Annotated in this window: 25 protein-coding genes and 7 tRNA genes; 21 read left to right on the top strand and 11 right to left on the bottom strand. The window is 40.8% G+C overall.

Annotated features, from left to right (window positions below; translation table 11 throughout):
- The first annotated feature begins 64 nt into the window (after window positions 1–64).
- Window positions 65–367: an H-NS family nucleoid-associated regulatory protein gene (locus tag H5162_RS15855; RefSeq protein WP_145241611.1), complete on the top strand. Its 303-nt coding sequence runs from the start codon at window positions 65–67 to the stop codon at window positions 365–367.
- An 84-nt stretch (window positions 368–451) separates the two neighbouring features.
- Window positions 452–2,209, top strand: coding sequence for a DEAD/DEAH box helicase (locus tag H5162_RS15860; protein ID WP_182758680.1), 1,758 nt, complete (start codon window positions 452–454; stop codon window positions 2,207–2,209).
- Window positions 2,210–2,230: 21 nt separating this feature from the next.
- On the opposite strand, the gene H5162_RS15865 is transcribed toward H5162_RS15860, so the two are convergent.
- A complete protein-coding gene (locus tag H5162_RS15865; RefSeq protein ID WP_182731907.1) occupies window positions 2,231–2,566 on the bottom strand; it encodes a ribonuclease E inhibitor RraB in 336 nt (111 codons plus the stop codon).
- Between the two features lie 203 nt (window positions 2,567–2,769).
- Here H5162_RS15865 and H5162_RS15870 point away from each other — a divergent pair, with 203 nt between their 5' ends.
- Genes H5162_RS15870 through H5162_RS15885 form a run of 4 tightly spaced genes read left to right on the top strand, consistent with a single transcriptional unit; the run spans window position 2,770 to window position 9,899 of the window.
- Complete coding sequence (locus H5162_RS15870; RefSeq protein WP_257326364.1) at window positions 2,770–4,455, top strand: autotransporter assembly complex family protein; 1,686 nt, start codon at window positions 2,770–2,772, stop codon at window positions 4,453–4,455.
- Window positions 4,455–8,141 (top strand): translocation/assembly module TamB domain-containing protein, encoded by a 3,687-nt coding sequence (locus tag H5162_RS15875; protein ID WP_182778970.1) that lies wholly within the window; start codon window positions 4,455–4,457, stop codon window positions 8,139–8,141. The genes H5162_RS15870 and H5162_RS15875 overlap by 1 nt, the downstream gene beginning before the upstream one ends.
- Window positions 8,142–8,166: 25 nt before the next feature.
- Window positions 8,167–8,982, top strand: coding sequence for an amino acid ABC transporter substrate-binding protein (locus tag H5162_RS15880; RefSeq protein ID WP_145241620.1), 816 nt, complete (start codon window positions 8,167–8,169; stop codon window positions 8,980–8,982).
- Window positions 8,983–9,017: 35 nt separating this feature from the next.
- Window positions 9,018–9,899, top strand: a complete 882-nt coding sequence (locus H5162_RS15885) for a peptidylprolyl isomerase (protein ID WP_182778972.1) — start codon at window positions 9,018–9,020, stop codon at window positions 9,897–9,899.
- A 54-nt stretch (window positions 9,900–9,953) separates the two neighbouring features.
- On the opposite strand, the gene queF is transcribed toward H5162_RS15885, so the two are convergent.
- Window positions 9,954–10,799, bottom strand: a complete 846-nt coding sequence (gene queF, locus H5162_RS15890) for an NADPH-dependent 7-cyano-7-deazaguanine reductase QueF (protein WP_182717945.1) — start codon at window positions 10,797–10,799, stop codon at window positions 9,954–9,956.
- A gap of 59 nt (window positions 10,800–10,858) precedes the next feature.
- On the opposite strand from queF, the gene syd reads away from it, so the two are divergent.
- Complete coding sequence (syd, locus tag H5162_RS15895) at window positions 10,859–11,398, top strand: SecY-interacting protein (RefSeq protein WP_182731911.1); 540 nt, start codon at window positions 10,859–10,861, stop codon at window positions 11,396–11,398.
- 40 nt (window positions 11,399–11,438) lie between these two features.
- On the opposite strand, the gene H5162_RS15900 is transcribed toward syd, so the two are convergent.
- The 3 genes from H5162_RS15900 to H5162_RS15910 all read right to left on the bottom strand — a co-directional run bounded on the left by H5162_RS15900 (window position 11,439) and on the right by H5162_RS15910 (window position 12,816).
- Window positions 11,439–12,212, bottom strand: coding sequence for a Zn-ribbon-containing protein (locus H5162_RS15900; RefSeq protein WP_182731912.1), 774 nt, complete (start codon window positions 12,210–12,212; stop codon window positions 11,439–11,441).
- A gap of 17 nt (window positions 12,213–12,229) precedes the next feature.
- Window positions 12,230–12,493 (bottom strand): hypothetical protein, encoded by a 264-nt coding sequence (locus tag H5162_RS15905; RefSeq protein ID WP_145241630.1) that lies wholly within the window; start codon window positions 12,491–12,493, stop codon window positions 12,230–12,232.
- Between the two features lie 89 nt (window positions 12,494–12,582).
- Window positions 12,583–12,816 carry a DUF2789 domain-containing protein gene (locus tag H5162_RS15910; protein WP_145241632.1) on the bottom strand — a complete coding sequence of 78 codons (234 nt, stop codon included), beginning with the start codon at window positions 12,814–12,816 and terminating at the stop codon, window positions 12,583–12,585.
- Between the two features lie 153 nt (window positions 12,817–12,969).
- Between H5162_RS15910 and H5162_RS15915 the strand changes: the two genes are divergently transcribed.
- Window positions 12,970–13,611: a GNAT family N-acetyltransferase gene (locus tag H5162_RS15915; protein ID WP_182717947.1), complete on the top strand. Its 642-nt coding sequence runs from the start codon at window positions 12,970–12,972 to the stop codon at window positions 13,609–13,611.
- 738 nt (window positions 13,612–14,349) lie between these two features.
- Here H5162_RS15915 and H5162_RS15920 read toward each other — a convergent pair.
- A complete protein-coding gene (locus H5162_RS15920) occupies window positions 14,350–14,649 on the bottom strand; it encodes a DUF3301 domain-containing protein (RefSeq protein ID WP_145241637.1) in 300 nt (99 codons plus the stop codon).
- On the bottom strand, window positions 14,650–15,678 hold the full coding sequence (locus H5162_RS15925) for a DUF3549 family protein (RefSeq protein ID WP_145241667.1): 1,029 nt from the start codon (window positions 15,676–15,678) through the stop codon (window positions 14,650–14,652).
- 104 nt (window positions 15,679–15,782) lie between these two features.
- On the opposite strand from H5162_RS15925, the gene H5162_RS15930 reads away from it, so the two are divergent.
- The 3 genes from H5162_RS15930 to H5162_RS15940 are packed head-to-tail and all read left to right on the top strand — an operon-like array spanning window position 15,783 to window position 17,309.
- On the top strand, window positions 15,783–16,103 hold the full coding sequence (locus H5162_RS15930; RefSeq protein WP_182731913.1) for a YqcC family protein: 321 nt from the start codon (window positions 15,783–15,785) through the stop codon (window positions 16,101–16,103).
- Complete coding sequence (gene truC, locus H5162_RS15935; protein ID WP_145241641.1) at window positions 16,096–16,860, top strand: tRNA pseudouridine(65) synthase TruC; 765 nt, start codon at window positions 16,096–16,098, stop codon at window positions 16,858–16,860. Before H5162_RS15930 ends, truC begins: the two co-directional genes overlap by 8 nt.
- Entirely contained in the window at window positions 16,860–17,309 is a 450-nt protein-coding gene (locus tag H5162_RS15940) for a flavodoxin (protein WP_182731914.1), read from the top strand. Before truC ends, H5162_RS15940 begins: the two co-directional genes overlap by 1 nt.
- Window positions 17,310–17,359: 50 nt before the next feature.
- Here H5162_RS15940 and H5162_RS15945 read toward each other — a convergent pair whose 3' ends face one another.
- A complete protein-coding gene (locus tag H5162_RS15945; RefSeq protein ID WP_145241645.1) occupies window positions 17,360–18,946 on the bottom strand; it encodes a LysM peptidoglycan-binding domain-containing protein in 1,587 nt (528 codons plus the stop codon).
- Window positions 18,947–19,103: 157 nt separating this feature from the next.
- Window positions 19,104–19,889 carry a hydroxyacylglutathione hydrolase gene (gene gloB / locus H5162_RS15950; protein WP_145241647.1) on the bottom strand — a complete coding sequence of 262 codons (786 nt, stop codon included), beginning with the start codon at window positions 19,887–19,889 and terminating at the stop codon, window positions 19,104–19,106.
- Between the two features lie 52 nt (window positions 19,890–19,941).
- Here gloB and H5162_RS15955 point away from each other — a divergent pair, with 52 nt between their 5' ends.
- The gene (locus tag H5162_RS15955; protein WP_145241649.1) at window positions 19,942–20,700 is read left to right on the top strand and encodes a class I SAM-dependent methyltransferase; all 759 of its coding nucleotides are present in this window, start codon (window positions 19,942–19,944) and stop codon (window positions 20,698–20,700) included.
- Here H5162_RS15955 and H5162_RS15960 read toward each other — a convergent pair.
- Together H5162_RS15960 and rnhA are read right to left on the bottom strand one after the other, a co-directional pair.
- A complete protein-coding gene (locus H5162_RS15960; RefSeq protein WP_145241651.1) occupies window positions 20,671–21,534 on the bottom strand; it encodes an MBL fold metallo-hydrolase in 864 nt (287 codons plus the stop codon). The genes H5162_RS15955 and H5162_RS15960 overlap by 30 nt on opposite strands.
- Window positions 21,535–21,619: 85 nt before the next feature.
- The gene (gene rnhA, locus H5162_RS15965) at window positions 21,620–22,087 is read right to left on the bottom strand and encodes a ribonuclease HI (protein ID WP_145241653.1); all 468 of its coding nucleotides are present in this window, start codon (window positions 22,085–22,087) and stop codon (window positions 21,620–21,622) included.
- 68 nt (window positions 22,088–22,155) lie between these two features.
- On the opposite strand from rnhA, the gene dnaQ reads away from it, so the two are divergent.
- From dnaQ to H5162_RS16010, 9 genes are all read left to right on the top strand, one after another.
- Window positions 22,156–22,869 carry a DNA polymerase III subunit epsilon gene (gene dnaQ, locus H5162_RS15970; RefSeq protein ID WP_145241655.1) on the top strand — a complete coding sequence of 238 codons (714 nt, stop codon included), beginning with the start codon at window positions 22,156–22,158 and terminating at the stop codon, window positions 22,867–22,869.
- Window positions 22,870–22,877: 8 nt separating this feature from the next.
- Entirely contained in the window at window positions 22,878–24,254 is a 1,377-nt protein-coding gene (locus H5162_RS15975) for a TIGR03503 family protein (protein WP_182778973.1), read from the top strand.
- A 98-nt stretch (window positions 24,255–24,352) separates the two neighbouring features.
- A tRNA-Asp gene (locus H5162_RS15980) sits at window positions 24,353–24,429 on the top strand.
- 27 nt (window positions 24,430–24,456) lie between these two features.
- Window positions 24,457–24,533, top strand: a tRNA-Asp gene (locus H5162_RS15985).
- A 41-nt stretch (window positions 24,534–24,574) separates the two neighbouring features.
- A tRNA-Asp gene (locus H5162_RS15990) sits at window positions 24,575–24,651 on the top strand.
- A gap of 31 nt (window positions 24,652–24,682) precedes the next feature.
- A tRNA-Asp gene (locus H5162_RS15995) sits at window positions 24,683–24,759 on the top strand.
- A gap of 38 nt (window positions 24,760–24,797) precedes the next feature.
- Window positions 24,798–24,874: transfer RNA gene (locus H5162_RS16000), tRNA-Asp, on the top strand.
- 37 nt (window positions 24,875–24,911) lie between these two features.
- Window positions 24,912–24,988: transfer RNA gene (locus tag H5162_RS16005), tRNA-Asp, on the top strand.
- 54 nt (window positions 24,989–25,042) lie between these two features.
- A tRNA-Asp gene (locus H5162_RS16010) sits at window positions 25,043–25,119 on the top strand.
- The last annotated feature ends 89 nt before the right edge of the window (window positions 25,120–25,208 follow it).

A 25,208-nucleotide genomic window follows, 5' to 3' on the forward strand; every position in this document is an offset into this window, starting at 1 on the left:
GAATAGGCTTATAATTTAGTTGAATCATATCTAATTTATAACTTTACAACTTAGTGAGTAAAAAATGAAAGAAGTTAAAGCTTTTATTAAATCAGCGAGTCTATCAGACTTAGAAAAAGCACAGGCATTACTTGGTGATGCGATTGCAAAATATACGCAGCAGCAGCAAGCTAAACAGGAAGTACTTGATCTGTTGAAAGAAAAAGGTCTTACTCTTGATGATCTTCAAGACGGTGCCAACGATAAACGCACAAAAGTAATGCCTAAATACCGTATTGAGTTTGAGGGTGAAATTGTTGAATGGACTGGCCGTGGTAAACGCCCTAAAGCATTCCAAGGTGTTGAACTTACCGACCACTTAGCTTAATACTGTAGGGGGTGTATACCCCCTCTTTATTTACAAAATAGTTTATTACTCCATTATTTTTTTGACCCCTTCGAAGTTGCTACTATGACGTATGTACTACGACCCTATCAACAAGAAGCGGTTGATCGCACAGTCGCTCATTTTCGTAAAACTTCAGATCCTGCTTTAATTGTATTACCTACGGGTGCAGGTAAAAGCTTGGTGATCGCTGAGTTAGCGCGAATTGCCAGAAAGAAAATTTTAGTACTTGCCCATGTCAAAGAGCTTGTTGAGCAAAATGCTGAAAAATATAAAAGCTTTGGTCTTCAGGCGAGTATTTTTTCTGCGGGTTTAAAACAAAAGTCATTGCTACATCAAGTAACGTTTGCCAGTATCCAATCGCTGTCACGCAATCTTGAGCAACTTAACGAACATTATTCGTTAGTGATCATAGATGAATGTCACCGTGTCAGTGGTGAGCAAGATAGCCAGTACCAAAAAGTGATCGTTGCGCTAAAAGCATATAATCCGCAGTTAAAAGTACTTGGACTTACCGCTACGCCTTATCGTATGGGAATGGGCTGGGTTTATTATCGTCATTATCATGGTTTTGTTCGAGGCGATAAAGCGAGTCCATTTCGAGAATGTATTTTTGAACTACCACTGCGTTATATGATCAAGCATCATTATTTGACTGCACCAAAGGAAGTGGATGCGGCGATCAGTCATTATGATTTTTCTTCTTTACAAAGTGATTCATTCGGACGCTATACAGCCGATGATATGAACCAGTTACTAGAAAAGCATAGCAGAGCAACCAAAGCTATTATGCAGCAAGTTATTCAGTACAGCGAGCAACGCCAAGGGATCATGATTTTTGCTGCGACCGTACTGCATGCAAAAGAAGTCTATGGTTATTTGCCTGAACAACAAACGGCTTTGATCACCGGGGATACTCCTAACGCTGAACGTGACCGTATTATTATGGAATTTAAGCAGCGCCGACTAAAGTATTTAGTCAATGTATCTGTGCTCACCACCGGGTTTGATGCGCCTCATGTTGATTTTATTGCTATTTTACGCCCGACAGAGTCGGTTAGTTTATACCAACAAATTGTTGGTCGAGGCCTGCGTTTAAGCGAAGGGAAAACCGAGTGTTTGGTAATTGATTATGCAGGTAATGGCTTTGACTTATTTTACCCCGAAGTAGGAAGTAAAAAAGGCGATAGTGATAACGAGCCTGTACAAGTACTTTGCCCTGGTTGTGGTTTTGCCAATATATTTTGGGGAAAAACCGATACACAAGGTAAAGTGATTGAGCATTTTGGCCGTCGCTGCCAAGGTTTACTCGAAGATGATGATGGCTCAAAAGAGCAATGTGATTACCGTTTTCGCTTTAAAGAATGTGAAGCGTGTGGTGCGCAAAATGATATTGCCGCACGTCAGTGCCAGTCTTGCCATGAGGTAATGGCTGATCCTGATGATAAACTACGTGCTGCATTAAATTTAAAAGATGCATTGGTATTACGTTGCAGTGGTTTAAGTGTTGTTAGCCTCGCAAATAACGAACATATTATTAAAGTTACTTATTATGATGAAGATGGTGCTAGTTGCGATGAAATTTATGATTTCTCAAAGTCCGGCGCCCGTTATGCGTTTAATAAACAATTTTCTCAGCGTACTGCTAATGGTCAAACACCCACAGAATATAAGTCAGCTGGACAAGTTATTGCTGGACAGATGCAGCTTGTTGCACCGGATTTTGTTATTGCTAGAAAGAGTAAAAAATATGGCTGGAAGGTTGCCGATAAACTATTTGATTATCAAGGTAACTTTAGAAAGGCAAATCAGCTAAGCTATTAATAAGCTTAACTGATTTTAGATTTAGGCGTCGTCGCCATCCATTAATCCCCAGCCATCACCATAACCGTTATAGCCATTTGCAATACTTTCTAAATATTGCTCTGTTTGGCCAAGTAAAGTGTGATCTGGCACCATCTCGACCTGAGTTACCACTTCCCAAATACCCGTGTCTGTGCATTGCACTAATTCGGTGGCAGGGGAGAGTTCATCTTCGGCTATCGCGGTGGCAAACTTTTCGGCATCTACTTTTTGCTCAAATAAAATATAGAAATCAATTTTGTGCATCTGCGCCAAATCTATACCCGCAGCGGCGATTTCAGCTAAAAGTTGGCCATTGTCATCATCAGGAAAGTGCATTTAAAAACTCAATAAAATTATTTCAAATTAGTATCGACTATTGTAACCAAAATAAAGCACATAAGCGTACTAATTTTCACATTTGAGTTACTGCGTGAAGTCACTTCAATATGGTACTATTTCAATCATTATCGGTAAATTTTTTTAAGTAAGGAAATTACTTGCCTAGTTGGATATTAACTCGCTTTGCGGTTGGTTTATTTTTGTTGTTTTCATTTCATGTATTTGCAGCTTCGCAAGTGGTAACTAGTTATGAAATTAATGGTATAAAGGGCGATCTTGAAAAAAACGTTGCGCTGTACTTAAAACAACTAGATGGTGAAAAAGTAACCAGCACTTTGTTAAGTCATGCAAAAAAACAAGTGGCGATTAGCTTAAAAGCACTCGGTTATTATAAACCGACCATTAAGTTAAAATATAATAATGAAACACAAACCTTAGTCGCTACCATTGAGCGCGGACCTGTAACACGAATTGCAGATGTACGTATCACTGTTCAAGGTGATGGTAAAGATGACCCTCTTCTCAAGCAAAGCATCAATAGTATTAATTTAAAGCAAGGAGATATTTTAAATCACAGCAATTATGACGCGGCGCGTAAAAAAATTGAAGGACAATTGCTTGAGTTAGGATATTTTGATGTTAAATGGCAAGCACATCAACTCGCAATTTCATTAAAGAATAACAGTGCTGAAGTGATTTTAACGATCGACACCGGTATTCGCTACCAATTTGGTGAGTTAGTTTTAGGTGAAGAAACCCGAGCAGAGAAATACATTCGTTCAATTGCAAAATTTAAGCAAGGTGAAGCTTATAAAGCAACCTTGGTTTCTGAGTATAACTTAGCACTTTCAACCACACCTTATTTTGCCAGTGTGCGTGTTTACGCTGATATTGCTAATCGTGCGAATAAGCAAGTACCTATTAGGGTTGACGTACTACATCGACCTGCCAACAGTTATGAAATAGGTGGCGGTTACAGTACAGATCTTGGTCCAAAAGTGCGTTTTAAATGGTCCAAACCTTGGCTCACTGAAAATGGCCACTACCTTGAAAGCAACTTAAATGTGTCGCAGCGCCAACAAGATATTTCACTTGGTTACACAGTTCCTGTTGATGATCCAAATGATGATTTATGGCGTTTTTCTGTCGGTTACAAGTTAGAAGATGAGTTAACTAACGACGTTTACAGTAAAATCCTTACTGGACAACTACAACGCCAATGGTTGACTGATGATAATTGGGTTCGTACTGCCTTTTTACGCCGCGATCGAGAAACATACCGAATTGGTGATGCAGAGCAAAGCTCAAAAATGTTAATGCCCGGGCTCAGTTACGCAAAAAAAGTCACAGAGGGAGGCACAACGCCATTATCAGGATATCAATGGTTATTGTCGGCAGAGTTTGGCTTAAAGGACATGTTTTCAACCACAAATATCGTCAGAATGCAGATACAAAATGCTTGGTTGCAAACATACCTTGACCGACATCTGATTTTTTTAAAAGCAAATATTGGTGCAATGCTAGTCGATGATATTGATAACGTACCATTTTCACTGCGTTTTTATGCTGGTGGTGATCAAAGCGTACGTGGTTTTGCATATCAATCAATATCACCTGAAGATGAAGCCGGTCGTTTGATTGGTGGTAAATATCTAATTACAGGTACTGTTGAATATAATTATCAATTTGCAGAGAGTTGGCGAGCAGCCTTATTTGTAGACAGCGGTACAGCGACCAATGACTTTACTGATCGTGTCGAAGTGGGAGCTGGGTTGGGTATTCGTTATTTAACACCAGTAGGCCCTGTGAGAATTGATCACGCGTGGGGACTCACTAAAGAAAGTAAAAGTACACGATTAAGTATTACCATAGGGCCTGAAATTTAATGTCAAGAATGAAAAAAATCATCACTGTACTCACAGTGTTTCTCGCCTCGGTATTCGTGCTGGTATTTTGTTTATTATTTACAGCACCAGGTAATCAGCTGATTGCCTATACTGCAAATAAACTAGTCGATGGCTTACACATAGATATTAACAATGGCCGTTTTTTATATAACGATTCATTTGATGTGCAGTTTCAACAAGATGGCTTAGATTTTAATGCTAAAAACCTAAAACTCGAGCTATATTGGTGGGGATGTGAAGGTATTTGCATCGAAAATATTAGTGCGCAGAGTATGGCACTGATATTGCCCGATATTTCACAAAATTTAGCTGATGATGAAGCGACTGTTCCAGAGCAGCCAGTTGCCAGTAGTACTGATGAGATCAGTTTACCGATAGCAATTTCGATTAAACGTATCGCAATTGCATCGTTTAAGCTTGCTCATCCCAGCGCTGATGTCACAGTGACAAAATTTGCGCTGTCAGCCTCGGCAGAGCAATCCCTTGTGACGTTAAACTCACTCTCAATTGCTCAAGTTGATGTGCTGCTCAAAGAGACTCAATCACCTCCTAGCGAACCACTAACTGCACTTGCGGCGTTACCTGACATCCATTTTAGCTCGCCGCTTGCAGCAACACTTGAGCAATTATTGGTATCGAAAGTAACGATTGTACAAGGTGAGCAAAGTCATGAAATTACAGATATTAAAGGTGCTTTCTCAATTGCAAAAAGCCAACTGATATTACCTTCATTCAGTGCTGATTATTTGCAATGGCATTTGAGTAGCCAATTGAAAGCAACCTTAGTTGATGATACGCCTGTTACGGCAAAAATAACTCTTAACAATCCAGAGCATCAGCTCAGTTTGGCTGTGGATGGTGATTTACACGATTTGCAACTAGATGTAATCACCCAAGGGCAATATCCGCTAAGTGCAAAAATAAACGCAGATTTAAAAACGATAAACTTTCCTTTTTCAGTCAATGCAAATATTACTCAGTGGCAGCTTGAAGTAGATAACAACGCTTTAGAGATTAGTGATGTGCAGTTAACTGGCAAAGGTAATGCTGATGATTATAAGTTACAGCTAATAGCACAAAGTCAGTTGGCGGCATACCCTAAGGTACAGTTAAAGTCCTCTCTTAAAGGTGGCCTAACCCAGATCCACGTCGATGACTTGTCATTGTTAGCGAACGAGAGTAAAGCCACTATTACAGCGTCTGCGCGTTGGGATGAAGGTATCCATAGTGAGTTTTCAGGGCAATTAACTCATTTGAAAGCCCAGTACCTAACAGATGCGCTAACAAGTGATCTTTCAGGACAATTTAACGGTGTTTTCAGTGCTGAGCAGCAGCAATGGCAGCTGAAAATGACCAATACTCAGCTAGCTGGTACGCTGAACGATATACCATTTAGCTTAGCCTCAGACTTTGATTTAAATAACTCACTGTATGCAAGCATTGACAAGTTTGAGCTTGCCAGTGGTGAGAATAAACTTACATTATCTGGTGATATTACTAAGCAGTGGAATATTAAAGGGCTGTTACATTTAAATAAAGCGCAGCAAAATGAACTCGAATTTACCGGTGTTGGTGAAGGTAAGCTTGCTATAACTGGGCAACGGTTGGAGCCGATAGTCAATCTAGATGTTGGCATCAGTCATTTAAGCTTTGCTGATATTGCGATTGAACATCTAGCGCTCAAGACCGACTTTAATTATGCCGCTGATTGGCAAACCAATGTGAGTTTAAAGCTCACAGATGCGAGTGTATCTGGTCGTCATATCAACAGTTTTACTATTGCAGCAGCAGGCGATAAAGCTGATCATCAATTGCAATTTAATTTAGATGCCGCTGACGGAGAAGCTCAATTTGAAGTTGCTGGTAAATTTACTAATCAATTATGGCAAGGCCATGTCAGTGATGTAATGCTTACTGATAATGTTATTCGCGTTAGCGCACAACCGGCGGTTGCAATTGAATTTAACATCGACAATGGTGATTTTTCGGTGCAGCAACATTGCTGGCAAAGTGACAATAGCAAACTTTGCGTTGAGCAGCTTAGCCAAACTAACCAACAAGGCCAGTTTAAAGCGCAACTGGATAATTTTGATCTAGCTGAGATAAAACATTTATTACCTGAGAATATTATTACCGAAGGGGGCTTGAACGGCCAACTAAATGCGAATTGGCAAAACACTCAATTACAAACTTTAACAGCAGTAATCAGCTCACATGATTTAGCGACCACGCTTATAAATGAAGATAAACGCTATCGTTTACCAATAGAAACATTTTCGCTTAACGCCACCGCGGATCAACAAAATGCACAATTGCAGGCTCGTCTAAGCTCTAGTGTGATTGGTGATATCAGTGCTGACCTCAATACTGAAGATTTAACTGGTCAGCAATTGCTTCGTGGTCAACTTATGATTGATAAGATTTTATTAACCGATTTACAGCCTTTTATGGGTACTTTAGAGCAATTAAAAGGCAGTATTAGCGGGCAAATTGCGTTAGCTGGCACGCTCAGTGCGCCATTGTTAAATGGTGAACTTGAGATTTCCGACGTGAATTTACAAGGCGAGCAACTTCCAGTCGCGATTGTGGATTCAAATATTAGTATCGCATTTGATAAAACTAAAGCCACCTTGGAAGGAAAGTTAAAAGATGCTGAAGGCGGTGAATTAGCACTGACCGGTGATATTGATTGGCAAGGAACTCAGCCTGCGGTTAACTTAGCGGTACTTGGTGAGCAGTTTTACGTGCGTGCGCAGCAAGGAGTGATTTTTAAGATCTCCCCAGACCTAAAAATAAGTTTAGTTGATAATGCTTTTAAACTAGCAGGGCAAGTGGTTGTCCCGTATGGTCGAATAGAAATAGAAGAGTTACCAGAAGGCGCTGTGCGAGTCAGTGATGATGAGATTATTATTGATAAGCAGACCAAGCAAACGCAAGCTGTGCCTTTTGATTACGATATAAACTTAAAGCTAATTGTTGAAAACGATGTGCGTATAAAATCTTTTGGTCTGGAGTCAAAAATTGAAGGTGATTTAGCGATTAAAATGGATCAACAAACGCCAATGATCACCACCGGTGAATTGAACTTACGACAAGGTACATATCGTTCATTTGGTCAAGATTTGATAATTCGTACCGGGCAAATTGGTTTTAGTGGCCCAATTGATAAGCCGTACTTAAATATTAAAGCGATCCGTAATCCAGACAATACTGCTAATGATGTTATTGCCGGGATCACTTTAACAGGCAATATCGATCAGCCTGTATTCAAAGTGTTCTCTGAACCAGCAATGGATCAAGCACAATCACTCGCTTACTTGTTAAATGGTCAACCACTAGGTGAAGGTGATAGCTCAACAGATGCGATGTTAACTCAGTTGTTGCTAGCACAAGGGGTGAGCCGTAGTGAAGGAATGGTTTCTAAAGTTGGTGAAACGTTTGGTTTATCTGATGTGAGTTTGAGCTCTAAGGGGAGCGGCGAAGAGACCAAAGTTGAAATTTCGGGTTACGTTGCGCCAGGCATTCAAGTGAAATACAGTGTGGGGATTTTTGACTCCCTCAGTGAAGTGGCAGTACGCTATCAGTTACTGTCGCAGTTATACATTGAAATCACCAGTGGCCTGTATCAAAATGTTGATATTCTTTATAAATTCGATTTAGATTAGTGGTAATGATACGTTGAGAAAACTAATGTTAGTTTACTTATTGTGTTCTTTTAGTGGGTACGCTAATACGCAATTAAGTGTACGTTACTCGGCAGGAAGCCATCCTTATTCTGCTGAGTTACTCGCACTGGTATTAAGTAAGTCTGCTATCACTATTGTGCCAGTTGAAGTACCTAGTATTCCATCGCAAACCAGAGCAATACGCTTGTTAGGCGATAAAAATGGTATTGATGTGTTTTGGGGGGTAACAAGCGCGAAATGGGAAAAACAAGCTAAAGCCATTTTGATCCCCATAGATAAAGGTTTACTGGGTTATCGTATTCCTTTAGTGCATGTTAGTAACAAAAATATGTTTGCAGAAGTTACGCATTCAGGACAGTTGCGTTCATTTCTATTTGGGTTAAGGCAAGATTGGCCTGACTCAGCTATTTTCGAACGCAATGAGTTATCTACGCTGAGGTATGGCATGGGGGCTAAGCCAATAGAAATGCTTCGTACTGGGCATATTGATGCACTTGCGTACGATATATTTGATGTGTCGAAAAATTACGGCAATGATGTTATTCACGATCAGCATATTGCTATTCGTTACCCATCCGCAGTGTACTTTTTTGTCGCAAATAATAATGAAACATTACATAAACTCCTTCAAGATGGACTATTGGCTGCGATCGCTGATGGATCTTTTGATGCGTTATTTTATCAGTATTTTGCCGCAGCTATTGCGCAAGCTAATTTAAAAAATCGTCGAATTATTGAGCTCATTAATCCCTTGTTGCCGCGCAGTGCGCCGATTCAGCAACAACAATTTTGGCTTGATAAAAAAACCTTAACCCAATAATGTAGCACCACTAATAATAAAAAAAGTTGTGGGATATGTTGAAAAAATCATACTTAGCTGCGGTTGCGTTAATCTTGAGTCAAACAAGCGTGGCAAACACGGTTGAACAACCAACAGTCAGTGGCGTAATGAGTAATGTAAGCGCATCAGAATGGCGAATGGTAGACACTGATAATATCATTAAAATTACTCTACCTTCGGGCGCGGCGTATATTGAACTTAATCCATTACTTGCACCAAAACACACACAGAATATAAAAAAACTTGCTCGTGAAGGCTTTTATAGAGGTTTGAGTGTTTACCGTTTTGTGGAAGGTTTTGTAGCCCAAGGCGGTGATGCCAGTGGTAAAAAAGTAATTAACACTGCAAGTAAAGCAGTACCTGCTGAGTTTTATTTAGCGACTAAAACGGCACTTAAAATTACCGAACTGGATAGAGAAGATGGTTACGCTGCAATCACGGGGTTTTTAAATGGCTTTGCAGTGGCACAAAATGAAGCGCAAACCCAAACTTGGCAAGTACATTGTAACGGTATATTTGCGATGGCAAGGGATAATGATATTAACAGCGGTGGCACTGAGTTTTATGTCACATTAGGTCATGGACCTCGTTACTTAGATAGAAATATTACCGTATTTGGCCGGGTGCTAGAAGGCATGGCTCATTTTAATCTGCTCTCACGCATAGAAACAGCAGGAGAGAAATTTAATCCAATAACGGATCTGCAAGTTTTAGCTGATATAAGCAAAGAGGACCGCAGTCAATTTAAGGTGCTAAAAACAGATTCTAATAGTTTTAAAATGTTGATTAAAGCGCGTCAAAATCGCAGTGAAGCATGGTTTGTAGAAACGCCTAATTATGTTGATGTATGCGGTATGTCAATACCAACTAAAAGAGTTAGTGAGCTAGAAAGTTAGCGAGTTGAAAATTAACCCCGAGCGGGCTCGGGGTTCTATACAATAAAATGACTATTATTGGCGGTTTATTTTCACGTTAAATGGTATTGTATCGTGATCTGTGGATCGATATGGGTTGATATCAAGGCCACCACGTCGGGTGTAACGGGCATAAACTTCAAGCTTGGTAATCTTCAATTGCGTGATTAAGTCACAATAAATACGCTCAACACATTGCTCATGAAACTCATTATGAGTACGAAAAGAAATCAAATACCGCAATAAAGACTCTTTACATACTTGCTCACCGGTATAGCGAATAATAATACTCGCCCAGTCAGGTTGTGAGGTGATCAAGCAATTAGATTTTAATAAGTGACTGTGCAGTGTTTCAGTCACTGTATTTGTCGCGACCGCTTGTAAAGAGTTAGCATGTAAATGGTAGTTATCAATTTCAATGTCTAAGTCGTCAATGCACTCACCAGGCAACGGCGTACAGGGTAAACAGTTATAATCACTCGGGCTGTACAAAGTAACATTGACGGGCTTTGCTACTGCTGTCGATAGATCCGCAGTTAGAATAGCCTGTACGTCATCAATTGAATCAAAACGGCTTTGATTAAAGCTATTTAAATATAACTTAAAAGACTTTGATTCAATGATATGGCTACTTTGACAAGGAAATTCAAAGGTGGCCACGGCAACCACAGGTTTACCTTTTGCGTTTAACCACGATAGCTCATAGCCAGTCCAAAGATCTTGACCCTTAAAGGGTAAGGCACTTTCATCAATATTTAAATCATCGCGGTTAAGTTTACGTGCGATCGGAAACAATAAGCTCGGTGTGTAGGTATCTACATACTCGGTTGATTGGCCAAGTACGCTGCCTTTTAGTTCAGGTGAATTGCTGTAATCTGTCATGTTACGTCTTTTATAGTTACAATAGCGCCATTATACCTAAAGCTTATGAGTTTCACAGTATGAGTATTGCTACAGAATTAGAACAACTTCATCAACGATTTGCCCAGCGCCAGTTAGAGCAAACAGATTCATTACCATGTATTGAGCACGACAGTGATTGGTCAAGCCCTTGTGAGGTTGGCAGTGCGGATGCAAATGGTATGATCCAATGGCAGGCGACGCGTCGCAGTCCTACAGGCTCTTTAACTGATTTAGCAGCAGCCCTTGAGGTTGAGTTTCCACAAGCACTGAATGAGTATTATGGCGCGTTTTTCGCAGGAGCAATTACTGCCAAAATAAACCAACATAGCGTGGAGTTACTGCAAGCTTGGAATGAAGATGACTTTGATTTACTGCAGCAAAATATAACCGGGCATGTATTGATGAAGCGTAAGCTTAAGCAAGAGCCAACGGTATTTATAGGCTTAACGGATCAAGACGATTTATTAGTATCAGTATTAATTTCTTCAGGTGAAGTATGTTTGGAGTATGTCGGAAAGAAACCCCATCATACCTTAGCGGCTAATCTTGGAGAGTTTATTGCAGCACTTGAAATATAACAATGCTAAAAAAGGGAACTGCAGTTCCCTTTTGTTTTTATTACTGAAAATCCCACGATATATTAGACACTAAACCACATGGTTCACACCTAAAATCAAATAAGCCAAACCATGATTCAGGTAACTTCCAATCGTTATTACAGCCTGGGCATTTACGTTCAAGCTCAGATGCTTTGTCTTTGCCACCAACCCGATACAAATAATAATAAACTGGCTTTTTAGTTAAAAAGCTAACACGTTTGGCAATATCTTTACCGCGACGAGAAAGATCGCTATCAATGTTTGATATTTCATCTAATGCAGGAAATTCACAACGTGTTGCACCATTAATTTGAATTTGGTCGCAAGCTTGCCAGTCTTCTTGCCATTTTATTAAAGTTTTATAATCACCATTGGCAATAGCGGGTATTTTAAACAACGGAACGGGTAAAAAATCATCACCGCAATACAGCGGACTACATGTATGCACATAGGTTGTATATAAAATATAGCTGGACGGCTCATGACACTCATCTGCACCATTAGAGTGAATATCTTGGCCGATCACTTTTACTTTTGGTGCCAGCAATCCAGCGCTATGTAATTTATCAATGCTGTGTTTTACAAATGGACTGTTGTTGAGCGGGTGCATTGCATCATCAGTGGGACACATAACACGCGTTACAAAGTAGCCATCTTTTAATACTGTTGGGAATTCTTCTCCCATTATTTGCCCATTAAAGCGCAGTGCATTAACTAAGCGGTTTATCGCTTGTTCGGCATTTTCAAGGGTCGTGTCTTGGTAACAATCAAACGTTAAATCAACAACAAACATGATGGATCTCTAATTTATTATTTTTCAAGTAGTGCTAGTAAGCGGTCTAGTTTTGCTTCGATGCGATCAAGTTGACTAGAGTTATCTATAGTCTCACTTTTTTGCTGAGGTTGTTTTGCTAAATTATGGATAGAATCAGGGTTATTTTTATATTGGCTAACAGCAGCAATAATAACAGGCAATGGAATAGGTTGTGTCAGTTTACTTTTAGTTAAAGCTACAGTAGGAATTTTGCCTTCATCAAGAAGGGCTTTAATTGCATCAAAAACAACAGCATTCATTCGATTTTTAAACTCTTTAAAGTAAGGCATAGCACTAACATGTGCTGCGCCGGGTATAATAACAGGTGGTTGGCCGTAGCCAAATACTTTTACTGCTGACGTAAACGTACATCCAGTTCGTCAATCACTTCACTCCAATCACCATCTTCTGCTAATGATTCAGCAATAAAATGTTGTTGTGCTTGATCCCAAAAAGGGGCGTCTTGTAATAATGTTGTGGCGGGTAATGAATGAGCAGCAATGAAAGTGTCAATCTCAGCCTCTGAACTTGGTAAGCCGAGTTGTTTGAATAATGTATTGATATCGTGTTTAGTGGTATCCATGTCATGCTCCTTGATGGTAACGGTAAAACAGTTATAGAACTTTATGATGGGTTGTTAGAGTTTAACACCCGCTGAATTTGCCTTTTAACGCAGATAGGAATATACCTATAGTTGTTGATGTACAAAAAATCAAAATAATAAAAAGGACTAGCTATGACAGTTGAGACTGAAAATGAGACATTTCGAGTTCAATATATTGCTGCAGAAGACATTAGTATTGCTGCGAGCTTAATCTATCAAGCTTATCATGATGATCCGCTATTGCAACCAATGCTCAATTATAGTGAGGCGAATAAAGCCGTTTATGAAAAAAAATTACGTGCTCTGATCCGTGAAGAGCTCAGTACTTTTTGGCAAGAAAAACAGCCGCTGATTGGTTTATACAAAAATGATCGTTTAAAAGCGGTTGCGTGTGTATTCGAATCATCAAGTCAGCTGCAAGCACAGCGCTATTGGCACTGGCGTTTAAAGTTAATGCTTAGTGCTGGCTATTTGCAAACAAATCAATTAATTGAAAAAGAGCAAACGATCCGTAATGCGCTCGCAGCACAAGGAAACTACTATTTTTTAGCCTTTATTGCAGTTGATCCTCATTTTCATGGTGAAGGCCTCGGCCGTCATCTACTTCGTGGCTTGAATGATTTAGTTAGCGGTAATCCAGCTGCATCGGGTATGGCTGTATTTGTAACCCAAGATAAACATACCGCGTTTTTTGCCAGTGAAGGTTTTGTGCACTTACAACAACTGACTTTTAACAATGTACAAGGTGAACTGCTATTTAAATCAGCTCAATAGCATTGATTTAAGATAAAGCGCCATAATGGAAATGTCACTGTGAGAGATATCTTACATTATCGTGCGCTTAAGCCTTTTATATCGCTGTGATCATGATTGATTTCATCGTAACAAACTGTTTTATAGTAAAAAAATTGTTTTTGCAAATTTGTTACATGAAAATTATTATTATTTATGACTACCGCTGAGTCCACTTTGCTTTAAACTTTACTTTGTCAAGACGACACAGACTCAATGAATGAGCTGCTGCCAAGGAAACGGATTATGGCAATTAAGCAAGATGCTTAGCAGGAAGCAAATAGACAAGTTAACACGGATGCAAGGATGAGTTAGGACACTGCGAGGATGCAGTACATTAGCGGAGCTAATGATAAGGATAGCCCAAAGGATTATATTACAGGAAGTAATAGGAGCGTTTGGAAACGCAGGACGGCCAGGTAGGCAAAGAGGATAACACTAGGATGTGTAGGATATTGCATAGATGCAATGTGAGGGTGTATTTGGATATATACCCGTTCAGGGGATAGATAAAAATGGTAGCTTCGGCGTAGGTATGGATGCCTTATTATGGACGAAGTCAGATTGGGGCGTAACTATATGTTACGCCTTAGTTTTTTATAGTTAACGTAAAATGATTAAATATCAGTGTGCGCTGATAACTTTCTAACTCACTAACTCGTTAACTTTTTAACTCGCAAACTTTTTAACTCGCAAACTTGCTAACTCACTAACTCACTACTAAATCTTATGCGGCGGCACTAAAACGCTTTTCAGCATTTCATTTTCCATAAATAACACCCCTTGATAAACGCTTTCACCATCACTGGAAAATTCAAAAATAAACTCGCTTTTGATACCAGGTTTGCCGCTTTTTAGAAGGCCAAAGCGGCGTTTAGTGCAGGCGACACTCATTAATTGCACTTGTAGCTGGTCGCTTTGACGTTTTGCGTGTGCGTTGGCAGCTTCAGCAACTTTACGATTAAGCCAAAAAAGATAAATCACACCACCAATGATAATGAATGTCCATAAACTTGCCATTTACGAGAATAACCTTCCAATTGCTCGCGCGAGGGTTTCGCTGCGATTTTCTTTGCGAAGTAAACCTAATAGGTGTGGTCGAATACTCGGTATTGCAACTAAGTCAGCAAAAATACTTGGGAAAAGCTCTTCAATTTGCTGATGGTGGGCGCAATTGTCCATAAAAATATGTAACCGCTCGGGATCAGTGAGCAAGTTAAAACAACGTCCTGCAATGGTCAGTAAAACATCCGATTCTGTGGCGATTTCTGAATCTAAAAGAGTATCCACTAATTGTACCGTAAGTGTTTGCGCTTGTGCTTTTGACATTGCACGTAGGGCACAACACAGTGCTAAGGTATCTTTTTGCGCAATGGCTTGCTGGGCGTAGCTTAACAACTGTTGACTAAATACCGGCGGTATTTCAACATGTTCAAGCATTGCGCTGAGCGGTTGTAACACTTCAGCTGGCAGTTGCTCCCAGGCTTGTTGTAATGACGCTAGATTTTTATCGCTATCTAAGCGTAATGCAAAATCAGCAATCCCCTGTACTGCAACACTTTGCCAATTATCAAACCCTAGTTTGCCACTAAAATACAGTTGGGTGTACTCATAATATTGTGAGGCAGGTTGTTTTAATAACACTTTTAACTGTGCATTAAATGCAGCTAGTTTATTTGCGTTAGGTGTAAACACATATGGGTTATTATCAAGCTTCCCGTCGGCTTGCTCGCCGGTCAAATCATTGCCAAGTGCTTCTATCACCATATTGGCAAAGTGATCGCGACTGGCGCATACCAGTTTGCTTTGCTCATCAACTGGAAACTTTAAAAACCACACGTAGGGCTCGCTACTGGCTTTGCTATCCCAAAACTGAATAGCTAACCATGCATGGCCTGCGAGCGGGAAAGGATAGGGGATCTGTGCTTGCTCAATGGCTAAAAATTGCTTTTTATCTAGCTTGGTAATATGTCTGCCAATATCAAAAGCGCGCCAATTTGTACCTGCGCCATCAAGTAATTGCCCTAAGGTTGCGATCTGCTCGGTCATAATGATCCACTGATTTTTTACTGCAAAATTCGTTAAATTATACGCCATAGCAGGCCATGTGGGAACAGGGTATAATCAAGCAATGATAATCAACAAGGGTGGTTATGTACCAACAGACCCAAACTTACTTAACGCAACTCGAAGACTTATTAAAACAGCATCAACTTTGGCAAAATACTCCAATTGATCCGCAAGCGTTAAACTCAACAGTGCCATTTTGTCACGATACTATGGCGTTTGAGCAGTGGTTACAATTTGTATTTATTGAAAAAATGCAAATGTTAGTTGCTAAACAGCAGCCGTTACCGAGTAATTTTGCAATTGCACCGATGGCTGAGTTAATGCTTACTGAAAAGGCTGGAGGCGATGCCATCATCGCGTTACTCACAGAGTTTGATAATGTACTAGGAAGCAGCCATGAGTGAACGCCCTGAGCCAATTGAATTTGCTGAGCTTGAAATTTTATACCGTGATGAAAACTATATCGCAATTAATAAGCCTTCTGGTTTATTAGTACACAGATCATTTTTAGATAAACATGAAACACAATTTGCGATGCAGATGCTGCGCGATCAAATTGGCCAGCATGTGTTCCCTGTGCATCGTTTAGATAGGCCTACATCGGGCGTCTTACTGTTTGCATTGAGCTCTGAAGCTGCACGGGACATTAATCAGTTATTTATTGATAATCAAATTTCTAAACGCTATCTCGCGTTAGTGCGTGGTTTTGCGCCGGAGTCGGTGTTTTTAGATAAGCCACTAAAAGAACAGCTGGATAAAATTGCGGATAAGTTTGCTGATCAAAATAAAGCCCCACAAGAGGCACAAACTCTGTTTAACTGCTTGCAGCAAGCAACGTTACCGATACCAATTGATAAATACCCAACAGTGCGCTATTCGCTGGTGGAGTGCTTTCCTAAAACTGGTCGTAAGCATCAAATCCGCCGTCACTTAAAACATTTATCACTGCCTATAATTGGTGATGTTAATCATGGTGATAATCAGCATAACCAATTTTTTAGAGAGCATTTTGCATTACGTCGATTAATGTTATTTGCAACTGAGCTTAATTTTGTGCACCCTTATACTCAACAACAGATCAATATTAAAGCGCCGCTAGGTGAAGAAATGCTCACTATTTGTCAACAGCTTGGCTGGCCACATCAAGAGAGGGATTATTAATGGCAACGATTAGCATATTTGTAGGCAGTGTATATGGCGGTGCCGAGCGTTTAAGTGACGAAGTTATTGACGCAATAGAACAAGCAGGGCACAGCGTAAATTTAGTCGATCAACCAACCATTGCAGATATTCAACAAGCCACACATATTTTAGTTATCACTTCAACTACCGGGCAAGGTGATATTCCTGACAACCTTGCTGGTTTTTTTAACGAGTTGAATAGCACTTTTCCTATGTTAACTGCTAAGCCATACGGTATTATCGCTATGGGCGACCGAAGTTATGGTGATACGTTTTGTGGTGCAGGGCGAAGTTTTGATGAGTTATTTCGTGACTTACAAGCACAACCTATCGGCCATCGTTTAGAAATTGATGCCTGTGAAGATTTTGAACCTTGGCCAGTAACTCAGCCATGGCTCCAAGAGTGGTTAGCTAAGTTACCTCATTAGACAATAAAAAAGAGCGAAAACGCTCTTTTTTATTGTCTGTATTATTTCGCTTAGGTGCTTTTTACGTCCACTTTAAGCTTTAACTTTTGCCCTGGTTGTAAGTACTTTTGTCCTGCTAAGTTATTCCATTTGATAATATCGTTTACTGTTAAGTTAAACTTAGCTGCGATGCGAGCCAGAGAGTCACCACGGCGAACTTTATAGGTGATTGTCCGCTCGGTACTGACTAACGCCGCCTTAGGGGTCTTAGGGCTCTGATAAACCGTTAACTTTTGGCCTAAACGTAATACACTATTCTTTTTAAGTTTATTCCAGCTAGCGAGTTCATTAATGGTTACATCGTACTCTCGGCTTATATCCCATAAAGTGTCGCCACTTTTAACCGTATGAGACAGTTTCTTTTGACTATTGTTATTCACCGCCATACGCATTTGTTTTGGTAGGTGTTCGCTATTAATTGCACCGTCACTTAACGGCACTAATAATTGCTGACCAATACGAATGGTATTTGACTTTAGTTTATTGAGTGATTTGATAGCGCTGGTGCTGGTGGCAAACTTCTTCGCAATTACCGATAAGCTGTCACCGCTTGCGACAATATACTGTTGCCAACGCAGACGATCTTTCATCGCTGTTTTAGCTAATAACTGTTGAAACTGCTCAATTTTGTCTGTTGGTAATAATAAAAAGTGAGGACCATTTGGATCCGTTGCCCAGCGATTAAAGCCAGGATTTAAACGATACAATTCAGTCAGGCTAATGTCAGCCATATCCGCAGCAAGTGCTAAATCAATTTGTGAACCTATATCAACGGCTTCAACAACTTGTGCATTGATAATCGGGTTCCACTTTACCCCAAAGTCATCTTGGCGTTTTAGTAAATCTGATAATGCTAATAGCTTTGGCACATAGGCGGTGGTTTCACTTGGTAAATCAAGAGACCAAAAATCAGTAGGCAAGTGCTTTTTACGGTTCTTTTTTATGGCGCGTAATAAACGCCCTTCACCTGAGTTATAGGCCGCAATGGCGTTGAGCCAATCACCCTCTAAGGTTTTATGTAAATAAGATAGATAATCAAGCGCCGCACGGGTTGATTGTACAATGTCACGACGACCGTCGTACCACCAGTTTTGCTTTAAATCAAAACGCTCACCAGTTTGTGGCATAAATTGCCAAATACCCGATGCACTTCGGTATGAGTAGCCAAACGGGTCAAAGGCACTTTCAACAATAGGCAGTAATGCTATTTCAATTGGCATATCACGCTTTTCAACTTCTTCTACAATAAAATGCAGATAAGGTTCCGCGCGTTTTGAGATGCGATCTAGATAAGCTTGATGTTTAGCATAATAATTACGCTCAGTGACAACTGGGCGATTTTGCGGCACTTCAATTGATAATTGGTAACGAATTCGCTCCCACACATCATCAAAAACGGGTGGTGCATCATCCAAGTCGTTAACTTGTTGGTATTGTGCATTGATCATCAATGCTTCACTGATATCGTGTGGGCTGGCGCCATTAAGTTGTGGCTGCTCTGCTTGATTGACGATAGCGTCATCAGATTGTGTTGATGTCAAGGTTTGACAACCACTTAGCACTAAAGCCAAGGCTAAAACGAGGGGGGATTTATTCATAAATACCAATACATCAGGTAAAAAACTCGGCGAATACTACCCGTTATGAGTCGGTATTACCACTTTATGACCGTTTAAAATATGCAACAATGCCGCTGTTTACCAGCTAACTAAATAATCTGCTTAGATTTATTAACTACAGGGCAGGTTTATTATATTAAAAATGATCTTTCCAGGTTCTCAGACCTGCGAAGTTTTGCCAAGGTTCAGTTTTTTGTGCTGAGTTTTTTCTGAGTCCTTTAAATTGTGCAGGCAATAGCGTGGTAATGCTTGGCAGCTCGCTACGCATAAACGGGTTTATTTTTAACTCTTGCCCTAAAGTACTCGGCAAAGTGATTAAGTCGTTGTTACGTTGCTCGTCAACCCAGTGTGAATAGTTGAGCAAGTCTTGATTATCCGGTTCAACGGCTAATGCAAATGCTAAGTTAGCTTGGGTGTATTCGTGAGTACAATAAATTTTACAATCATGCGGTAGCGCTTTTAGTTTGTTAAATGAGTGGTACATTTGCTCTGCTGTTCCTTCAAATAAGCGTCCGCAACCACCACTGAATAATGTATCGCCAGTAAAAGCGAGAGCAGGGTGGGTATAGCAAATATGATCTAAGGTATGTCCAGGTGTTGTTATGATGGAAAATTCTGTCCCAAGTACGGTTATCTTATCCGCGTCCATTAATGGTTTTGTGATCCCTTTAAATGGACTATTGTGTGGGCCATATACATCAATGCCCACAAATTTTTCACACAAAGCGGCTACGCCATCAGTATGATCATAATGATGATGGGTAACTAAAATACCCGCTAAGGTCAAACCAGCTTGGTTTAAATAAGTTAACACTGGTTCAGCTTGACCTGGGTCAACTACCCATGCTTGCGAACTTGTAGGATCGCTAAGGCACCAAATGTAATTATCAGAAAAGGCTTTAATTGCTTTGACTTGCACCATGTGACATTGCTCTATAAAGTGACGATATCAAACAGTATAACGAGCTCAGCGTATGAAACCAGCCCTTAGTTTTCAAGAAGGACCCAAACCACTGTCGTGGCAAGAGTTTCCTCATGGTGACTATTTACGTAGTGATATAGAACGTAAAATGGCCAAGTGGTTACCGCGAATGTTTGGCTATCACATGTTAAAACTCGGTAATCTCAGTGGCGAACTTAATACCAGTAAAAGTACCATTAAACACCAAGTCTGCGTAGCAGAGTCAGGACCATTTACAGGTGTTGTTGCCGATATAGATGAACTCCCTTTTTACGAGCACAGTGTTGATGCCTGTATATTAAGTCATTGCTTAGAGTATCACACCGATCCGCATCATATATTACGTGAAGCACACCGCACCTTAATACCAGGTGGCTATATGGTGATCACCGGGTTTAACCCATTTAGTTTATGTGGACTTGCGCAGTTGTTGCCCTTTAGCGGTCAAAAGTTGCCATGGACGGGACGCTTTTTCACTCCCGCACGGGTAAAAGATTGGCTTAACCTATTAGGTTTTGAAATAGTCAGTGATGAACGTTTTATTTATTCGTCATTAGCACGAGGCAACCGTTTATCGCGGTTTGCGCCATGGCGACGTTTTACCAAGCAATATCTAAAACCCATGGGAAGTGTGTATATGTTGGTCGCTCGTAAACGAGTTGCGCCTTTGACACCCATAAAGCCTAAATGGCACGCTCGTCCACAGTTTGCTCCAGTAAAAGGAGCTGGTTTACGGCAAACCTCAAAGCAACACTGTGAGCGGAAGCGTTAAATAACGCTGACTGTTTTGCTGTGCTTTTGGTAATTGGCCTGCGCGAATATTCATTTGTATTGCTGGGTGCAATAATTTAGGTGCACTGAGTGTTGCATCACGGGCGCTACGGGTTGTTATGTAATCTTGCTCAGAGGCTTGTAGATGAATATTACTGGTGCGCTGCTCGAGTACCGATGTTTTATTGGCAAGTGGGCGATCACCCGGCTGATAGTCGTGGCACATCCATAAAATAGTTTCATCGGGCAGGGCTAAAATACGTTGCAGTGACTGATAAAGCGTTTTGGCACTGCCACCTGGGAAATCACAGCGTGCAGTGCCGCTATCGGGCATAAAAAATGTGTCACCAACAAACAAGTTGCCTTCAATTAAATAACACACACTGTCTGGAGTATGGCCTGGAGTCGCTAATACAGTAACCTTGTGTGCGCCCAGTGCAAAATGCTCGTTATCAGTAAATAGCTGTTCAAATGGGCTGCCATCACATGGCATATTAATATTATACAGGCGGCTAAAATGTTCTTGCACTTGTATTATTTTTTTACCCGTTGCTAACTTGCAAGGATGATATGTCGCAAGTTGCTGCTTTATATAACTGGCGGCAGTAATGTGATCTGCATGGGCGTGGCTTTCTAAAACCCACTCAAGAATAAGTTGGTTATCGTTTATATGGGCAATGATCTCGTCGGCGGTTTGAAAACTTAACGTACAGCTAGCAGCATCAAAGTCAGCAGGGGCATCGATCAACATGGCAGATTTAGTGGTTTGGCAAGACACTAAATAAGTAAAGGTAGCACTTTGCTGATGAAAAAAAGACTCGATCGAGATAGCCATTTAACAACTCCATTATTTAATATATCCAAATCTTATATCATATAACTAAGTTGTTAAATGGTTTATGATGAATTACCTACTAATATTATTCAGGGTTGTAACCTTCATCGACTAATAAATCTTTACTGCCAGCGGCATCTCGCGCCAAATCATCAACAATTTCATTGTATTTATTGCCGCTATGACCTTTTACCCACTTCCAAGTCACATTATGACGGGCGCAGGCTGCATCAAGACGCTGCCATAAATCGACATTTTTAACTGGTTTTTTAGCAGCTGTTTTCCAGCCTCGCTTCTTCCAGTTAGCAAGCCATGATTCAATACCTTGTTTCACGTATTGGCTGTCGGTGGTGAGATTTATCTCACACGGGCGGTTTAAACTCTCAAGAGCAACAATTGCTGCGAGCATTTCCATTCGATTATTGGTGGTGAGGGTATAGCCTTGGCTTAATTTTTTTTCGTGGTCATTATAAAACATAAAAATACCATAACCGCCGGGGCCCGGATTACCTAAACATGAGCCATCGGTGTAAATCTCTACGGTTTTTTGCACTGTTTTCCCTTGATCTTATGTACAATAAAGTGATTATAGAAAGATACCAGAGTCAGGCTAAATTCGATATGGCACGTAGACAAATAGTTTTAGATACAGAAACCACCGGCATCGACCCTAAACAAGGGCATCGTATTATTGAAATTGGCTGTGTGGAATTAGTGAATCGTCGTTTAACCGGCAATAACTTTCACGTTTATATCAACCCACAGCGCAAAAGTGACGAAGAAGCCATTGATGTTCATGGTATCACTAATGAGTTTTTACGTGATAAACCGTTATTCCATCAAATAGCTCAAGAGTTTCTCGACTATATTAGAGGGGCGGAGCTGGTAATTCATAATGCGCCGTTCGATGTCGGTCATATGGATAATGAATTTGCGTTGCTCAATCAAGGTTATCAAAAAACCCATGATTACTGCCAAGTTCTCGACACCCTCAAAATGGCGCGTGACTTGCATCCAGGACAGAAGAATAACTTAGATGCGTTATGCCGGCGTTATGATGTAGATAACGCTAAGCGTACCTTACACGGCGCACTACTGGATTCTGAGATCTTAGCTGACGTTTATTTAGCGATGACGGGGGGGCAGGTAAAGCTCAATCTTAATCAAAATAAAAATCAAGGCAGTGAGCAACAACAAAAAGAACTGCGTCGTTTAGATTCAAACCGTCCACCGCTGGTGGTCTTACAAGCCAATAATGATGAGCAACTCGCTCACGAAGAGCGATTAAATATAGTCAACGAAGCCGGTGGTCAATGTATATGGCGCGCCGAATAAGGCAAAACATGAGAAGCATAATGTTAGTTGTGTGTTTGGTTATGATGTTACCAAACACCAGCAGTGCAACAAATGAAGATAAAATAACCTTACTGCAGCGCGATGGGCGGCAAAATGAAATTCCTTTACTGGAAAATCGTTTTCGTATTGATTATAAAGTTGACGAAATCACCTTATTATTTTTTCGCAAGCCCGGTGCACCAGCAGTGGTATTGGTAAAACCCGATGGCAGTAAATATTATGCAACCTCGGCGAGAAAAGATGACAACCTACAATGGTTTGATGAGCTAAGTTATGATCTGATTACTATTAAGCAGCCAATGCCTGGGCCTTGGCAGGTCGTTGGTAGTATTTTGCCGAAAAGCCGGATTGTGGTGTTAGGAGAAGTAGAATTACAAGCCGAACCATTACCCCCATTACTGTTTCGTGGCGAAACAGTTAAAATTACAGGGCAAATACTAAATGATGGTGAGCCGATTCAAGTGGACTTGTTTCGGGATGTGGTCAGTTTAAATGTTGACTTTATTAGCACCAATAACAGTGACTTTGCAAACTTTGGCGCTGGCACTCAGAATGTTGCTGAATTTAAAGACGATGGCCGTGGTTTCGATGAGCGCCCTAAAGATGGTATTTTTACCGGTGAATTTAAATTAGTTTTCCCAGCCGGACAATGGCGACCAGAGCTATATATTGAAACCCCATTATTAAAGCGCACCGTCGTGCAAGATCTTATCGAAGTTAAAGAACCCCCCTTTAGTTATGAAATCGCCTTAGCCGAAGATGACCTGCAAGAACATCAATTAACCATTACCCTCGATAACCAAATAGTGCAACCAGATACGGTATTGATCCAAGGTAAAATTTATTACCCCAATAATGAAGAGCAAATGTTTACGCTTGATGCTAAAAACAGTTTGACCCGTCAGCTGACGATTAAAAATTATGATTGGGGGCGATACAGTATTGAACTGTCTGTTTTTGGTACTAATGTTAATGGGCGCGAATTTATGGCGACTTTACCGACCTATAAATTTGAAATAGAACGACCAATAGAAGTGGTGCCTGAATTACCAGAACCAATTATTACCCCAGCACAGCAACAAGAAATAGAAAGAGTTGCTAAGGAAGCCGAATCAATGGCAACAATTACATTTATTAGTTTAATTGTTGGCGGGAATTTACTGGTTTTGCTGTTGGGTTGGTTAGCAATTCGTGTATTTGTGCAGAAAAAATCAATCATGCCGAAAATCAACTTACCATTTTTGAAGAAAAAAACAGCAGTTGAAAATGAGCCGCAAAGTAATGAAAAAAAAGAACTCGACAAAAATGGTTCAAAAAGTGATAGATCCGGTGAAATTTTAAACCTTTCGATGTCAGATGACTAAAAAACCTGTAAAAAAACAAAAAAGCCCTTGACGAAGTAGGGGTTGGTTCGTATTATTCACGCCGCTGTCAGGGGAGACTCAGACAGCAACGAAAATGTGGAGTGGTAGTTCAGTTGGTTAGAATACCGGCCTGTCACGCCGGGGGTCGCGGGTTCGAGTCCCGTCCACTCCGCCAATTTTCGACAATTTGTAAGTAGACGCTGGAGTGGTAGTTCAGTTGGTTAGAATACCGGCCTGTCACGCCGGGGGTCGCGGGTTCGAGTCCCGTCCACTCCGCCAACACTTACACAACATATGGTTGTAAAACATATTCTTATTATGGAGTGGTAGTTCAGTTGGTTAGAATACCGGCCTGTCACGCCGGGGGTCGCGGGTTCGAGTCCCGTCCACTCCGCCAATAAGAAAAAATAACAGTTTAAATATGCGCTGGAGTGGTAGTTCAGTTGGTTAGAATACCGGCCTGTCACGCCGGGGGTCGCGGGTTCGAGTCCCGTCCACTCCGCCAACTATTTAAACAATGTTATATTACAAAATTTGTATGCTGGAGTGGTAGTTCAGTTGGTTAGAATACCGGCCTGTCACGCCGGGGGTCGCGGGTTCGAGTCCCGTCCACTCCGCCAACAAATTAAGTAATAACAAGTATAATGATATCTCTGCGGAGTGGTAGTTCAGTTGGTTAGAATACCGGCCTGTCACGCCGGGGGTCGCGGGTTCGAGTCCCGTCCACTCCGCCACTTGATATCAGTAATAAAATTAGTAAGTGCATTACCCCATGCACATACCACTGCGGAGTGGTAGTTCAGTTGGTTAGAATACCGGCCTGTCACGCCGGGGGTCGCGGGTTCGAGTCCCGTCCACTCCGCCACTTGTTATTTCCTCAATAATAAGTTTATAAAGTCCTTGTATACCTATTGCAATAAAACATACTTTGGCTATCAGCTATCAGCTATCAGC

Source organism: Pseudoalteromonas sp. SR41-8 (genome assembly GCF_014163915.1).
GTDB lineage: Bacteria > Pseudomonadota > Gammaproteobacteria > Enterobacterales > Alteromonadaceae > Pseudoalteromonas > Pseudoalteromonas rhizosphaerae.